The 16828-nt window shown below is 34.8% G+C and carries 15 protein-coding genes; 3 read left to right on the top strand and 12 right to left on the bottom strand.

Features of this window, described 5'->3' with window-relative positions; translation table 11 throughout:
• Positions 1-12: 12 nt before the first annotated feature.
• Positions 13-1014 carry a helix-turn-helix domain-containing protein gene (locus AMET_RS18560; protein WP_012064854.1) on the top strand — a complete coding sequence of 334 codons (1002 nt, stop codon included), beginning with the start codon at positions 13-15 and terminating at the stop codon, positions 1012-1014.
• Between the two features lie 363 nt (positions 1015-1377).
• Entirely contained in the window at positions 1378-2427 is a 1050-nt protein-coding gene (rsmH, locus tag AMET_RS18565) for a 16S rRNA (cytosine(1402)-N(4))-methyltransferase RsmH (RefSeq protein ID WP_012064855.1), read from the top strand.
• A gap of 292 nt (positions 2428-2719) precedes the next feature.
• Here rsmH and AMET_RS18570 read toward each other — a convergent pair whose 3' ends face one another.
• Entirely contained in the window at positions 2720-4426 is a 1707-nt protein-coding gene (locus AMET_RS18570; RefSeq protein ID WP_012064856.1) for a methyl-accepting chemotaxis protein, read from the bottom strand.
• Positions 4427-4725: 299 nt separating this feature from the next.
• Between AMET_RS18570 and AMET_RS18575 the strand changes: the two genes are divergently transcribed.
• Entirely contained in the window at positions 4726-5187 is a 462-nt protein-coding gene (locus AMET_RS18575; protein WP_012064857.1) for a peroxiredoxin family protein, read from the top strand.
• Between the two features lie 20 nt (positions 5188-5207).
• On the opposite strand, the gene AMET_RS18580 is transcribed toward AMET_RS18575, so the two are convergent.
• From AMET_RS18580 to dctP, 11 genes are all read right to left on the bottom strand, one after another.
• A complete protein-coding gene (locus AMET_RS18580; protein ID WP_041721062.1) occupies positions 5208-5387 on the bottom strand; it encodes a hypothetical protein in 180 nt (59 codons plus the stop codon).
• 82 nt (positions 5388-5469) lie between these two features.
• The gene (gene secA2 / locus AMET_RS18585) at positions 5470-7857 is read right to left on the bottom strand and encodes an accessory Sec system translocase SecA2 (RefSeq protein WP_012064858.1); all 2388 of its coding nucleotides are present in this window, start codon (positions 7855-7857) and stop codon (positions 5470-5472) included.
• Between the two features lie 528 nt (positions 7858-8385).
• Positions 8386-8538, bottom strand: coding sequence for a hypothetical protein (locus tag AMET_RS25940; protein ID WP_012064859.1), 153 nt, complete (start codon positions 8536-8538; stop codon positions 8386-8388).
• 28 nt (positions 8539-8566) lie between these two features.
• Positions 8567-9772, bottom strand: a complete 1206-nt coding sequence (locus AMET_RS18595; protein ID WP_012064860.1) for an MFS transporter — start codon at positions 9770-9772, stop codon at positions 8567-8569.
• 60 nt (positions 9773-9832) lie between these two features.
• Entirely contained in the window at positions 9833-10174 is a 342-nt protein-coding gene (locus tag AMET_RS18600; protein WP_012064861.1) for a cupin domain-containing protein, read from the bottom strand.
• 46 nt (positions 10175-10220) lie between these two features.
• Positions 10221-11825 (bottom strand): mannitol dehydrogenase family protein, encoded by a 1605-nt coding sequence (locus AMET_RS18605; RefSeq protein ID WP_012064862.1) that lies wholly within the window; start codon positions 11823-11825, stop codon positions 10221-10223.
• A gap of 139 nt (positions 11826-11964) precedes the next feature.
• A complete protein-coding gene (gene uxuA / locus AMET_RS18610; protein WP_012064863.1) occupies positions 11965-13035 on the bottom strand; it encodes a mannonate dehydratase in 1071 nt (356 codons plus the stop codon).
• A 215-nt stretch (positions 13036-13250) separates the two neighbouring features.
• Positions 13251-13730: a YcxB family protein gene (locus tag AMET_RS18615; protein ID WP_157047294.1), complete on the bottom strand. Its 480-nt coding sequence runs from the start codon at positions 13728-13730 to the stop codon at positions 13251-13253.
• Complete coding sequence (locus AMET_RS18620; protein ID WP_012064865.1) at positions 13730-15022, bottom strand: TRAP transporter large permease; 1293 nt, start codon at positions 15020-15022, stop codon at positions 13730-13732. Before AMET_RS18620 ends, AMET_RS18615 begins: the two co-directional genes overlap by 1 nt.
• Entirely contained in the window at positions 15012-15545 is a 534-nt protein-coding gene (locus AMET_RS18625) for a TRAP transporter small permease (protein ID WP_012064866.1), read from the bottom strand. Before AMET_RS18625 ends, AMET_RS18620 begins: the two co-directional genes overlap by 11 nt.
• A 157-nt stretch (positions 15546-15702) precedes the next feature.
• Complete coding sequence (gene dctP, locus AMET_RS18630) at positions 15703-16770, bottom strand: TRAP transporter substrate-binding protein (protein WP_012064867.1); 1068 nt, start codon at positions 16768-16770, stop codon at positions 15703-15705.
• Positions 16771-16828: the final 58 nt, after the last annotated feature.

Genomic DNA, 16828 nt, shown 5'->3' on the forward strand with positions numbered 1-16828 from the left:
AGGGGGATTTACATGATAGTAAAATCTAATGAAGAATTTAAGGCTGAAGTTTTAAAGATATTATCCTTTAGTGAAATTAAAAGTGAACACTCTACTTTACATACAAATAAAAAGAAACCAGAACTTGGCTATTTAATTAATTATTCAAGGGATGGTTACTATGATTTAGGCATTGCAGACTATACCATCCCTATGGATTTTTCCATATCTTTTGACAATCCTGAATTTTTAGTACGTTTTGGTGTAGTATATGAAGGTATTACAGAATTCAAAATTGAAAATAATCCTGTATCTTCTTTTTCTCCTTCATCCTTCTTTGTTGTTGAAAAAAATCTAAAGGGGCAACAAAACTGGAAAAAGGGTCAACATTTTCATGGAACTGAAATAACTATTTTCGAGAGTTATTTTAATGAAATCATAAAACCTAACTTCCCAAATGCAATGGATTTTAGTGCTTTTATAGAGAATTATACTTATATTTATCTCCCCTTAGAAATTGTAGAAATCATTCAACAATTACAAAGTCTAAGCTTTCAAAATTCCTTAACCAGTATTTATCTAGAAAGTAAGATTTTAGAGTGTGTGGCTATTTTAATCAATGAGGTTACTAAATCCGTTGAAAATGCTTTTACGAATCAAATAAACTATGGAAACATCAATATTGGCAATAACAGAGTAATAAAACTAACCTCTTCTGACATCCATGCGATTCGGAAGGCCCATGATATTTTAGAGGAAAGATATAGTAACCCTCCTAGTATTAATGCCTTAAGTAAGATGGTCTTTTTAAATGAACAAAAGTTAAAGGCAGGATTTTCTAAACATTATCATATGTCTATTGGTGAATATACCAATCATCTTAAAATGACCATTGCTACAAATCTTCTATCTACAACAGATCTAAGCATTGAGGAGATAGCTTATAAAGTTGGGTATAATTATTCTGCAAATTTTTCTAAAATGTTTAAAAAAACATATGGAAAAACGCCATTGAAATTTAGAAAAACAAAGTGAAAAAACGTTAAAAATTGTCATTGAATCCCATTTTCCTCCACAATGTTTACTAACCAAACTTTATTGTCCTTAATTGTCTTCATCACTTTTGTACTCTAAAATATCTCTCGGCTGACATTCTAAAGCCTTATATTGTTATCCCCTTATTAATTTGGACAAAGCTAAAAAGCATTTTTCATTACAAAGAAATGTTATATAACTTTCAGTGCCATACAAAACACCGACCCTATCAAGCGTTTGCATTTATGATTTGTATTTGGTATCATATGATTTGCAACAACATTATAAATATATTAGAAAAGGTGGAGGAAAGAATGAGCCCAACGCTTTATAAAACAACAAGTTCAAATTCCGAATTGATATATGGATAATCACGAGGAAAAACGTCAGCGACGTGTTCGATATAACGGCACCCATCCTAAAGTTTTCAAAGAAAAATATAAGGAACTGCAACCAGATAAATATGCCGATGCTGTGGCAAAGGTTATTCAAAAGGGTAGCACTCCTGCTGGTATGCATCGTTCAATTTGCGTTAATGAGATATTAGAATTCTTAAAAATCACCCCTGGACAAACTGGATTAGATGCAACACTAGGTTATGGTGGTCATACTTTAGAGATGCTTAAACGTTTGAATTCAAAGGGGCACTTGTATGCAATTGATGTAGATTCTATTGAATTACCCCGCACCCAAGAGCGTTTAGAGGGCTTAGGTTATGGCTCCGAAATTTTAACGATCAAGCAAATGAACTTTTCCAATATAGATCAAATTGCTTTGGAATCAGGACCATTGAATTTTGTATTGGCAGATTTGGGTGTCTCTTCAATGCAAATAGACAATCCTGAAAGAGGATTTTCATTTAAGAGTGAAGGGCCTTTAGACTTACGGCTGAATCCTAACAGAGGTATATCCGCAGCAGCTCGTTTAAAAACCATTTCACAAGATGAGTTACAAGGTATGTTGTTAGAAAACGCCGACGAGCCTAATTCCGCAGCAATCTCCCGTGCCATTATTTCTGAAATTAAAAAAGGAATAGACATATCAACAACAACTCAGCTCCAACAAATTATCAAAGATGCTCTGAAATTTATTCCACAGAATACTAGGAAGGATGAGATTAAAAAATCCTGTCAACGATGCTTTCAAGCGTTGCGAATTGATGTCAATGATGAATTTGAAATGTTATATGAGTTTTTGGAAAAACTTCCCGCTACCCTTGCTGAGGGTGGGCGCGTTGCTATACTTTCATTTCACTCAGGAGAAGACCGTCTGGTTAAAAAATCATTTCAACGGTTTTTTCGTGAAGGCGTTTATCGAGAAATAGCTCCGAATTTCATTAGACCATCAACAGAAGAATGTAATACCAATGGTCGTGCCCGTTCTGCTAAACTACGTTGGGCTATAAAAGCATGATTTGTAAATAAGAGTAAAAGATGGTGTTCTTGACATTATCAAATATACTCCACCAATTTGGAAAATTACAACTATACGTTGTCACTGCACTCAAAAACTTATAATAAAAAGAGCCCTATTTTCAGGCTCTATTGTAAAGATGTTAATTTTTATAGTTTAGTAGATATAGTCCCTATTATTTTTTAACTATCAGTGAAACACATTCAACATGAGTTTTGATAGAAGTATGATGTTTTTTCGCAGAAATGTTAGAAAAATCATACTTCTAGTATTTACCCTTCATTTATCTTCCTTACACTTTAAACTTATTCATTTCCCCTTGCATGTCTATCGCCATACCATTTAATACTTGTGCTGTTGATGCTACTTCTTCAACGGAAGCATTCATTTGTTCTGATGAAGCAGCAATTTGTTGAGCCACTGCAGAGTTGCCTTCAGATATAATGGTAATGGCATCTACTTTAGACACAATGTCATCTTTACTATTGTTGAGTATATTGATGGAACTACTAACATTTTCAATTTTAGGTATCATAGCTCCTATATTTTGCAAAATTTCCTTAAAGGATTTTGTTGTATTATGTACCACTCGCTCTTGTACATGGATATTTTCCATACCAACTTCTGTGGTTTTTAATATCTTATCTCTATCTAAAGTAATATTTTCCAGTAGTTGATTAATATTTTTTGAAGAGACTTTAGATTGTTCTGCTAATTTTCTAATTTCATCAGCCACTACAGCAAAACCCTTCCCTGCATCTCCCGCCCTGGCTGCTTCTATTGCAGCATTTAAAGCTAAAAGGTTGGTTTGTTCTGCAATCGCATTGATAAGTTCTGTAATTCCACGAATTTCAAGAATTTTTTCATTTAATAAGTTCACGCTTTTGCTTACTTCTTTGAAAGAGCTATTTATGTATTCAGTGGAGGATGTTAATTCCTGTACTTTTTCGTTTCCTTCTGTAATCATTGTATCTGTTTCTCTTGTACTACTTTGAATTTCTCCAATAGCAGAAACTATGTTTTGTAGCTCTCCACTAAAATCATCCATAATGTCTTTAATTTTAACTAATTCTTGAGTTTGTCCATTAGATCCTTCTGCTACCTCCTGTATCGCATTGGCCACTTCCTGTGATGCCTCTGTCATTTGTTGGCAAATAGTGGTTAATGTGTAGGAGTTGTCTGTGGTATTATTGGCGTTTTCCTTGGACTTCCTCATCATACTAGAAAAATTTTCTAATGTTTCTGCTAAAGCTCTTCTCATCATGGCAAACTCATTTTTCCCTTTTTTATCTATAGTGAAACTTAAATCTCCATCGGCTATCTTTTCATAGATCTTAATCATTTCTTTAATAGAAGCATTGAAAACCTTTACAATAATCATAGACAATAACAATAAAATTGCCAGTGCAACAGTAGACACCGTAATGATATTTTTAATATTGTTTTCATAGATTGCTAAACTTTCATTATTCAAATTCTCTGCTTTTTCCCTATTGTGTTGAATAACAGCATTGAAATTGTTAGTAATGGCCCGACTTCTTGTATCCATTGCGAAGGTATCGGACTCATTTACATCTTCTCCTGAAGATAAATCTTCTTTAACTTTATCCCAAGCTTCCATATACTCATCATAGGTTTTTACTGCAATATTTAATAGTGTTACTTCAAAGGAATTTTCATCTTTTTCTACTAAATAGTTCTGTACCATTTCCCGATAATTCTTGTTCATCGCTTCAACATTATTAGCGATACTTTGACTATAGTACCCCATATCCAACATCCTTAATGTTTCCACTCTTATATTCATAAATTCATTGTTTATTTTATTAACCTCTTGTATCGGAAGTACCGCATGATTATACATATCACCTACATTCCCATAAATTTGATTCATACCTGTATGACCTGTCACTCCTACAATACCTATAAATATAAGACTAAAAACCACAAGTGCTATGATACTATACTTCATGGAAAGATTATTAAAAATTCTCTTCATTACCTTTGCCCCCTATACACATTATGATAGTAATAATATTTTGTATTTTTATTACATAATATCACATAATTGTATATATTAATATATTTTTCTACATTTATCATTTATCATTCATCACCAGTTTACAAGTTCGATTAAGTTCTCCCATCCTTATGGTGGAAGGCCTGAACCGATTCTTTAATTGTAGAAAAAATTTATTATTTGATAGTTGAATGAGAAAGAAGTACTATTTTTATTGACAGCGCAATAAGTATTGCGTACAATATAATTGAGCAAAACTAATACGAGGAGATGATCAAATGGCTAGTATAGAAGTAAATATAGAAGCACCAGACTTTGAAATTGAAGACTTCAAAGGAGATAAATTTAAACTTTCTAACTTCAGAGGAAAGAGCAATATTCTGATTGTACTTAATAGAGGATTTGTTTGACCCTTTTGCAGAAAGCATATGATGCAGTTGCATCAAAATTACGATAAATTTGCAGAAAAAGATACAGTAATAGTTGCAATTGGACCTGAAAATGCAAATAAATTTAAAACCTATTGGGAAGAAAATAATCTTAAATTCTACGGTATTCCCGATGAAAAACATTCAGTGCTTAAATTATATGGACAGAAGGTAAATCTGTTTAAGCTTGGACGAATGCCAGCACAGATGTTAGTAGATAAAGCGGGAGTGCTGAGATATGTACACTATGGACATTCTATGAAGGATATCCCCGAAACTTCCGAAATAGTTAAGCTTCTAGATACACTGTAAACTTTAGTAATATAACATTTCTAAAGACTTCTAATAGGTGTTGGTTCTTTGTCGACGAGTGTTGCTAATGGACCTAGTGTTTTCTTGGGGCAAACTATTTCTGTGTTATTCTTTTTCCGTACCTGCCTTGGCATATTATACCACCTCAGCAAAATTATATCATGATGATTGGCACCAGACAGGTCCCTGTTCCTAATCATATCAGATACCCCCTAGGGTGTTGTTTTGTGATGAGATTAGTAACCCTAGGATTTAGGTATCTGATTTTGTTATTTTATGGAACTATTTTTGAATCACTACATTTATAGTCTCCTGAACCTTCCTTACAATCCCATTAGAAATAGATCTTAGAGAAAAAAGTACGCCCTTTACAATGAATGGTAGCCGACTAAATTGGTTTGGACTATCACTTATGAGATACGTCCATGTTGAGGAAGGTCCTTTTAGTTTTTCTTTTTCTATGTCAACTCCATCCTTTGTAACATTTGCTTTTATAAAGGTCTCTATTATATCCTTTTCAATATTATCCAGCATATCATTGAAGGCTTCAATTGTAATAGACTGAAATCGATGCAATGGGTTCTCTTTCCCGATTACCACAAGGTGTATCCCTTCTCTAATATAAGATACATACTCTAAATATTCGGCCCAGCATTTATTTATATGAAAAAGAGTAATTTGCTTCTCCACCTTGTATAGAACATCTTTTCCTACCAAATCTAGATACCTGTCGTATAACACTGGACATTTATTTGATAATAATGAAAGAGGCTCTCTATCCACTAATATTTCATGTCGTTTTTGATGGATAATTCTTCGTTGTTCCTCTATGACATAGGAATATTCCCATAATTGTTTTCTTATATCGGAATTATATCCCTCAACAATGCGTTGGCCACTATTTATTTTTCTGTTAATCATCGTATTATCTAATGATTCACTTTGTTTTTGTGTATAGTATTCTTGGGGAATCATTTTATCAATCTCGTATTTTTTTATTAAGTCATCTTCTAAACTTATGAAAAATTTACTCTCCCCAGGATCCCCCTGTCTACCAGCCCTCCCCCTTAATTGATTATCTATTCTAGAACTTTCATGACGACTAGTCCCAATTACATATAACCCGCCTTTGGTAACAACTTTTTTCCTATCTAGTTCCTTCTCTCCTCCAAGCTTAATGTCTATACCCCTTCCAGCCATATTAGTTGATACCGTAACCGCTCCATACTTTCCTGCTTCAGCAATAATTTTAGCTTCCTCCCAATCATTTTTGGCATTTAATACATTACACTTTATTCCTTCAGTGTTAAGAGTGGTGGCAATCCTTTCCGATTCCTCTACACTGCTTGTTCCAATTAATATTGGTTGTCCAGTGGCATTGATATTCTTTATCTCCAAAATTAATGTCTTCTCTTTAATCTCTTTACAAGTAAAAATCTTATCTGGATAATCCTTACGAATACAAGGTTTGTTTGTTGGTATTAAAACAACTTTTAATTGATACATTCTATCAAGCTCATTCATTACTGATATTGCTGTTCCCGTCATTCCTGCCAATTTAGGATATAGTTTAAGAAAGTACTGTAAAGCTATAGAGCCCATAATCCTTCCCTTAGTTTCAGATACAAGCCCTTCCTTAGCTTCTACAGCTTCGTGGAGGCTATCAGGCCAATGCCGTTTATCAGCAACTCTTCCTGTAAACTCATCAATTATTTCAATTTTTCCTTTACGTACGATATAATCTATTTCTTTTTTCAGTAAAATCTCTGCATGTAGTACGCAGTTTAGTCTCGTAAGGAGCTGAAGATTTTCTGATGCATATAAATTTCCACAGCCTGAAACTTTTTCGATCTTTATTAATCCTTTTTCGGTTAATACAACATTATGATGGTGTTGGTCTATTTCATAATCAACGTTAGGCTTCAAGGACCTTACTATCTCAATTAAATGATCATAATTAAACCCTTCTTCTGATACATTTCCTGCAATTACTAGGGGAATTCTTGCCTCATCAATCAGGATTGAGTCAGCTTCATCAAGGATTGCATAATTAAAAGGTCTATGGACTAGATCTTTGACTTCAGTACATAAAAAATCTCTCAAATAATCAAAACCTGATTCTCTAGCAGTAACATAGGTTATATCTTTTAGATATGCTTTTCTTCGTTCCTCTAAATTCATATTTTCCTTCACAAAGCCACAGCTTAACCCAAGAAATTTATAGATGGGCCCCATCCACCTAAAATCTCTTTCAGCAAGATAATCATTAAAAGTGAGTATATGTACTCCTTTTCCTGATAGTGCATTTAGGTAAGCCGGCATAACCGCTGAAAGGGTTTTTCCTTCACCCGTTTGCATTTCTACTACCTTACCTTGATGCAAAGCAATGGCCGCCATTTTTTGCACATCATAAGGAGTCATACCTACTACACGCCCTGCAACTTCTTTAACTAGAGTAAAGGCTTGAATTAGTACTTCATCCAAGGGAATACCTTCTTTAACTTTATTCTTAAGATTTTCTGAGATTTCTCTTAACTCTGTATCACTTGCGTTTTTATAATTTATATTATTTATTTCCTCTACAGTTTTTTTATATAATTCTATATCATAAACTTCCTTATTTTTAAAGTTCTCAAAACGTTTACTAACTGATGATATATTTTTAAGCATGACAAAAAACCTCCCGTATTAACAATTTAACATTAGAAAAACCCGTTAAAAATTTATGCTATTAAAGGGTAGTTAAATTATCTAACTGTTGAGGTTGTATTTTTAAAAATCTGTTTCATTGTAAAAAGAAGTACCCATAGAATCAATAGTATATCAAAAGATATAATTAGGTGGTTAGACATTGACATTAGAAAATAAATAGAAATAGCACAAGTACTAGCCATAATATCTATAATTACATCAAGATATAATATGTCTTTACTTAATAGATTTTGATAATATAATATTTCACACAAGTAAGAAGCTCTCTGATAATACATTGAGCCCTTCACTGTAAAGCCTGATGTTAAATAGATGAAAAAACACATCATTACTGCTAGGGAAATCCATAAAAATACCATATCAAAACCCCTTAGTAAATTCTTAATATTATCATTATACTATATTTCTATAGTTTTGCACAAAGAAGACAAAGGGACAGGGACTTGTCTTTTTTCAGCAAATCATATATGTACTAGGTGTCTCTCTTTATAACTTCAACAATGTTTCCCACATTTCCTCGTTTACAGGAATATTTTCTCTCATATTATCTACCCGTTCCCTGGCTGCTTCTGATTCAAATCCCCTACTTATTAGAACTCTTTTCAGTTCACTTTTCAGCTTGTCATAAGGTACTCTCATTAATAACCCTCCTAACGTACTCTTTTCATCAAATATTTTTCATTTCACTTCTAACATGGACATCTGGCCTTAACACGTTTAGGAGCACACATATTATCATTAAGATAATAGCTACTACAATAGCACTCATACCAGCAAAAATACCAAATGCATCTGATAATGCCCCAGTTATAATTGGCATGATAATCGCACCAATACCTCCTAACATTAACAAGACACCCATGGCCATAGGATAAGACTTAATGATACCCCCAACTGTAGAAACTGTTGTAGGATAAATCCCTGCCATAAAAAAACCTAATCCCATAATAGCAATGGTAATCACCTTTAAGTTATGTGTAGAAAGCAACAATAGGTAAAAAACCGCAGTTCCACAGCTAGTTGCTAAAAGTAGTACTTGCTTTGATACTCTATTTCCCCAAAATGCACAGGTTAATCTACCAGCAAGAATAACCAACCACAATAGAGAGGCTAGTATTTGAGCATATTTTATGGTCATAATATTTGAATCAATAAAGTATTTAACCATCCACCCATTGATAGCTGCCTCTGCACACAAATAGAAAAACAAAATTCCAGCACTAATGCAAAAATCCCTGTTCTTCAAAAATTCATAAGACACCTTTACTCTTTCAACCTGTTTTACAGTGTCATCCATTTTCATCCTTGAGAAGAGAAGCATAGAAATAATAGCAAGAGTAATAATAACGCCGGCAGCTATTTTCCAGCCTAATTCCTCAGAAATGTTTGTAGATAGAATAACTAAAAAGGGAGCAGTTAAGGCACCCACCGCAAAAATACTATGTAAAACATTAAGTGCAGCTGGACTGCTATTAGATACCTCATTTACAGTGGTGTTATTGAAATTAGAAATACTACCACGACTTAAACCAGTAAATAAAAACCCTAACATTAATAGAACTGGATTACCTGTTAAGATCATGATTGAAAATCCCATCACAACAAAACTACATAAAAATATAATTGATTTTTTTCTTCCTAAATACAGAGGCAATATCCCTGCAATAAACCCAGCAATTAAATTACCTGTTTGGTGGGCAGAGATTAATCCACCACTTACTGTATTGTTTAATCCATATTCCATGCTAATTGCAGGGAGCAGTGAACCTAAAATCATAGCATATAAACCATTGACTGCAAAAACGAAAAAACAACAATTCAAAATATATTTTTGCTCTTTATTAAGCTGTGTGTAAAAGGATTGATTCTCCATATTTTCTAATTCTCCTACCTCTAGTTGATCATCTTAATAGTTATGGCACAACAACCTTACTTATTTTTTATTGATAAAATCCTCCCTATAGGGCGTAAATATGTCCAAAAGTATCCCCTTTTTAGTGCATTTACAACCGTGGACCAGGGTAGGCTTTTTATATAAAGTATCTCCCTTCTTTACGATCTTTTTAATTCCGTTAATTTCAAACTCAAACTCTCCCTCCAAAACATAGGAAAGCTGGGTATGAGGATGACTATGCAGTGGTCCCACAGCATCTTTGTCAAAGTGTATTTCAACTGCCATCAGCTGATCTCCGTATGCTAATATCTTTCTTTTAATACCTTCTGACACTGTTTCAAAATTGCAATCTTCTGCAAAAACAAATGGCTCATTCATCATTACTACTCCTCTCAGAAAAGATAGCATTTTTTAAAGCTGTGGCTATTTAATAAACATATTTTTTTAGTGTTTCTCTAACTGCACCCTTTTTCGAAACCAGTTCTGCAAAATATCCTTCAACTTTTTCCCCTATGCCTGCATCATACAGATTTACACCAAATATAGTTGCATTTGATAAGATCGGTTTAAGCTTGTCATGGAATGGTCCCTTATCACCAAGAGCAATTGTTGTAACATAATGTACTACCTCTCCCAGTAGCGGGTCTGGACTTAACTCGATTTTATCTCCATTGTCATCAATGCCCATCAAGTATCTGCACCATCCGGCTAATACAAGGGGAATAAGCTTTAAATCTGTAACATCTAAATCTTCTCTTGCCATATAAGCCTTTATCGTTTCTCCAAAACGAATTCCAAGCTTCTGAGAAGTATCTGACGCAATTCTCTGGGGTGTATCTGGTATAAATAGGTTTGGAAGCCTTACTTGAAGTACTTCATCAATGAATTTCTTTGGATCAATAATTTCTGGATTCACAACTACAGGTAATCCTTCCACATACCCTATTTTCTCTACTAATGTCCTCAATTCAGGATCTTGCATTTCTTTTGATATCAGCTCATAGCCTAACAGACATCCGTATATAGCCAGGGCTGTATGGAGGGGATTAAGGCAAGTACAAACCTTCATTTTCTCCATCTTATCGACGGTTTCCCTATCTGTGAAAATGATACCATCTGACTCAAGGGTCGGTCTTCCATTGGGAAAATTATCCTCTATGATCAAGTACTCTGGCTCCTCTGCATTTACGAAGGGAGCTGCATAGCTACTTCTTGAAGTAATCACATCCTCTAGATCTTCAAAACCAATATCTTTTAACATCTTTCTTACACTTGGATCAGGTCTTGGTGTAATCTTATCAATCATAGACCATGGGAAAGATACTGACTTGGAATCCCTAATGTAGTATTTAAACCCATAATGTACCAGGCCACTTTCTACCCACTTTTGGACAAAGGTATTCACCGCATAAAAAAGCTTTGTGCCATTATGTGACATATTATCCATACTTACCAGTGCAAGTGGTGTTTTTCCATTCATGTATCTTTCATATAAAAGAGAAGTTAGTTTGCCAATATAGCTGACTGAACTTTGGGGCCCATTGTTAAAGTCTTCAATTACAGCAGGTAAGTATTCACCCCTACCGTCCTTTATGCTGTACCCCTTTTCTGTTATGGTGAAGCTTACCATTTGCAGACTTGGATTTGAAAAAATTTCTTTTAATCTACTCCAGCTTTCATCCCTTTGCACGTCGAAGACCAAGGATTCAGTAATACTAGCAATGACAGTCTTTTCCATGCTGCCATCTACTTTTATCGTAACAAGAACTGTCAAGTTATCATGGGGGTGATATATTTTCTCTATACTCTCCCCACCTACAGCAATAATCCCCTTGCAGCCTTTACCTTCGTTTAGGATATTTTGTTGTGCATTGGCCATAAGTGCTCTAAAAATATTACCTGCTCCGAAATGAATCCAGGTAGGATTCGCCATTGTATTTGCTTTAATTTCCTCGATATTAAATTTTGGAAGCTTAAATTCTGCATCTTCCCAAACCTTTTCATCCTTTAAACCTTTTAAATTTAACTTCATTTTAGTCCACCTCTTTCTCTAGGTTTATACTTATCCATTAAATTCATTGGAAATATTCATATCGTCCTAACACAAGCATCAAAGATAAAAGATGACCTACAGATTCTTATTAAATATCTATAGGTTGATATATTTCAGATTATTTTTTAGATGTCTTCTCTATTGCTTCCCATAATCCATTTAGATAGGTTGCACCTAAAGCTCTATCATTTAAACCATAACCAGGTATCGCCTTTTCCCCCCAAATCATCCTTCCGTGGTCAGGTCTAATGGGTCCTGTCATGCCAATATCATAAAATGCTTTCATGATTTCATACATATCTAGAGACCCATCAGAAGATAGATGAGCCGCCTCGTCAAACTTTCCTGGTGCAAGATGGATAAGGTTTCTTACATGGCCAAAGTGAATTCTTCCCTTGAAGCTTCTTATCATATCTGGGATATCATTTTGAGGGTTTGAGCCTAAGGAACCTGTACATAATGTAAGACCATTATTCATTATGGGAACTGCATCTAATAGCCTCTGAATGTTCTCCTTGTTATTTACAATTCTTGGTAATTCAAATACAGGCCATGCAGGATCATCCATATGAATGGCCATCTTCATTCCATATTTTTCACAGGTTGGCATAATCGCTTTCAAGAAATATACAAGATTTTGAAATAACTTTTCTTCATCTACCTCTTTATACATTTGAAATAGTTCTTTTATTCTTGCAAGTCTATCTGGTTCCCAACCAGGTAGGATGAATCCACCAGAATTGGCTTCCATTTCTTCAAACATTTTATCAGGATCAATTTTATCCACAAGTTCCTGGTCATAGGAAAGAACTGTAGATCCGTCAGGTCTTTCTTTTGCAAGCTCAGATCTTGTCCAGTCAAATACAGGCATGAAATTATAGCATACTAAATCAATTCCTTCTTTGCCAAGATTTTCGAGAGTCTCGATATAATTTGCAATATATTGCTCCCTTGTAGAAATACCAATTTTAATATCATCATGTATATTTACACTCTCAATACCACTCAATTCAAGTCCTGCTGCTTCTACCTCTTCCTTCATAGCCCTAATGGCTTCTCGACTCCATACTTCTCCAGGTTTAGAACCATAAAGAGTTGTAATAACACCTACACAACCAGGAATCTGTCTTATTTGTTCTAATGTTACTGTATCATGTAGGCTTCCAAACCACCTCAATGTCATTTTCATTCTTGTAGACTCCTCTCTATTTTTAAATCAATATACTAGTATGGTAATGCTGCTCTATTTTTTTATCCATCCACTCTTGTATCTCTCTTAACTTCACAAATTATCGCTCTAGGAGGTTCATTGTGATACATGACACTTTTAAGTATATATAAAGACAAAGTTGTAAATAATATTTTGTAAACACGACTTCATCTTTATATAAAATATCATAATATTTATCTTTGAATTTTTGAAAATACATAATTATAGAAGGCTTCTTTTTGTTTACCTAATGCTCTATTGGTTAATATGAAACCATGTTTATCCCTTGACAATATAACAATCATAGTCGGTTTTTTTAATACGCCCTCAACGGCGTCCCATTTTAAATATGAACTTTGCTCTTCAGTGTTTATATGAATTCCATTATCATCAAAGCCTATCTCCATCTCATGTGGCAGAGTTGCTACCTGTCTTTTTCCTCGCATATAAACCAGTGCAGGTTGAATAACCGTAAATATACAAATCCCGATTATTAGCAGGATTTTCATAAAGCTATTTACATCTCCCCAAAACCTTGCTGTCAACAATAACATCGCAACAGTAAATATAATATTACTTACCCCTACCATTGAACCATAAACACCGTACATTGATAACTGCCAAATATCAAAAGCTGTTGTTTGATAATTGAATTTATATTTCATATCTCTCATTACCTAAATAAGGATGGAAGCCATAGACTCGTTGCGGGAACAAAGGTAATCAGTAAAAGGGTAATAATCATACATATATAAAATGGCAATGTAGCTTTTACAACCCGCTCCATTGGCACCTTCCCAACTGCAGAACCAATAAATAGTACCGACCCAACAGGTGGTGTTAAAAGACCTATACCACAGTTTAGAACAACCATAATACCAAACTGAATAGGGTCAATGCCGATTGAAGTTGCAATTGGTAGTAAGATTGGGGTAGCAATCAGTATTATTGGAGCCATGTCCATAATACATCCAAGCACCAAAAGGATAATATTCAAAAGCAGTGCTAAAAGTATAGGATTATCCGTAAGACCTATAATTGCATTTGATGCTAACGTAGGAACGCGCAATCGCGTCAGTAAAAATCCAAAAATACTAGAAGTTGCGATCAGAATGAGCACAATTGAAAGTGTATCTACACAGGCTTCAAGCACTTTCCAGACACCCTTCCAATCAAGGCCTTTATAAATATATACACTAACAATCAAACTGTAAATAACCGCAACGGCTGCAGATTCTGTAGCAGTAAAAACGCCACCAACAACACCTACTACAACGATCAGAACGGCTGCAAGAGCCCAAAATGAAATGAAAATTTGTTTTAATAAATTTATCATGCTGAACTTCTCGCCCTTTGGATAGTTTCTCTTAACAGAAATAATATAAGAGCCTATCATCAAGGTTATTGCCAGTATTGCGGCGGGTACATAGCCTGCAAGAAAAAGGCTTCCTACGGAAATACCACCTGCAGTGGTGGCATAAATAACCATGTTATGACTTGGCGGAACCAAAAGTCCTTCAACGGATGATGTAATGGTAATTGCAGTTGAAAAGTCATCATCGTAGCCTTGATCTACCATCATAGGAATTAAAATACTACCAAGAGATGCAGTATCTGCTGCTGCCGAACCAGAGATACCTCCAAAGAAGTAAGACGAAACGATGTTAACCATAGCCATACCTCCTCGCATCCAGCCTACACAAGCCTTCGCCAGAAGAATCAGTTTTTCAGAGATACCTCCAGATCCCATGAGAACCCCCATTGTAATAAAAAAAGGTACTGCCATAAGACTGAAATAACTAATCCCCTTTACCATCTGCTGAGCAATGGTATTAAGTGGAAGTCCTTGGTACATAAGAGTGAACACAGATGATATAGCCACTGCATAAGCAATAGGAAACCGTAACAATATCATGATGAAAAAACTACCCAACAAAATCAGTATCGCCATACTTTCAGCACTCATTGTATACCTCCTCTTTTACAAAAAATTCTTTAATATGATTATATATAGACTCGATTTCGAAAATCACCATGGCTGTACCTGCTAGGGGAACTGGAAAATACATCCAGAATCTAGAAACACTTGGCATGCTCACATAGGATCCTCTTGAACCCAGCAGCATTGCATATCTCCAACCAACAACTACCATAATCACTCCAAGTGCTAAAACAGCAACATCCGCAAGGATGTCCAAAGCGATTAAGACTTTTTTAGGCAAATACTTGTCAAATGCTGTCATACGAATATGTGCCTTTCTCCTGATAGCCAAAGCCGCTGAGAGAACTGCCATATATGCCATTAAAGTTAACACCACTTCTTCACTCCATGCTGGATCTGGAATAAAAGAAATGTATCGACCAGCCACTGCCATGGTGGTAATGAGAATATCTACTATTAAAAGTAACTTACATAATAAAAGGACAATCTTATAAACCATATCATATGCAGGTTTTATCTTGTCTATTGTATTAAAAATGTTTAACATACCTTACCTCCCCCAATAAATATAGTTTTTCGTTAAAATACTCGGTCATTTTACTTAAAAATATAGGCACAAAGGTTATGATTTACCTCTGTGCCTTTTAAACCCATCATAATTAAATCAATGTTTATTATATTTTCAATCCATCATTTTTTAAATACTATTGCATGTCAACAATTTTTTGATAAAGTTCAGCATTATTTGCTGTTTCAGAAGCAACGACATCTTTAACTGCTTCCTGCCAAGGTGTAATATCGCTAACTTCTACAATATTAATACCTTCTGCTTTTAGCTCTGCCAGTACTTTATTTTCAGCTTCCTCAGAAATTTCTCTATTAAATTCTGATGCATATCTACCAGCTTCCATAAGAATATCTTGCTGTTCTGTTGTCAGTTTATCCCAAGCTTCGTCTGTCATGACTACTTGGATCGCTCCAAGTGTATGACCATTAAGAATCATATTTGGTGCAACTTCGTGGAATGCATTTGATTTGTAGTTTGCAATAGGCTGTTCAGCACCATCAACTACACCTGTTTGAAGTGCAGAATAAAGTTCACCGAAAGATACAACTGTAGGATCGGCACCGATTCCTCGTACCATCCCATTCATAACAGGGTCATTTGATACTCTTAGTTTCATACCTTTTAAGTCTTCCATACTATTAACTGGATCAACTGTAAAGAAATGACGGAAACCTTCTTCTCCATAGAATAAACCTCTAACACCAGTACCATTTTCGTGTGGCTCTAGAAGGAATTCAGGAGCTAGGTCAGATGTAGCAAAGTTCCAAAAATGCTCACGGTTTACAAATGTAAAAGGAACAGAAAGTAATTTTGACTTTTCTCCGCCGTAGCTTGTAAGAGCAAAGGCTGAGATACGAGAAATATCAATTGTTCCTCCACCGCCAAGCATTGTATCTAGAACATCATTTTCTGATCCTAGAACACCGCTTGCCTGAATATCAATCTTAATCTTTCCACCTGAAAGTTCTTCAACTTTCTCTTTAAAGACATTTCCTGTTTGACCAACAATAGTGTCAAGTGGATTAACTTCTGCATATACAAGAGTAATCTCTGATGCTTCTTGATTTGTTTGTTCTTGAGTCGATTCTTGAGTCGGTTCTTCCGTTGTTGTTTGCTCTGGTGTTTGCATGCCGCAGGCTGCTAATGTTGCAACAATTAACACTAACGCGAAACCTAATGATAATAATTTAAAGCCCTTTTTCATGTAGTCCCCTCCTAATTTTTTTGCTTCATATTTGCATTGTAGAAAACTCCTAAAGAAC

Source organism: Alkaliphilus metalliredigens QYMF (genome assembly GCF_000016985.1).
In the GTDB taxonomy this organism is placed as follows: domain Bacteria; phylum Bacillota; class Clostridia; order Peptostreptococcales; family Natronincolaceae; genus Alkaliphilus_A; species Alkaliphilus_A metalliredigens.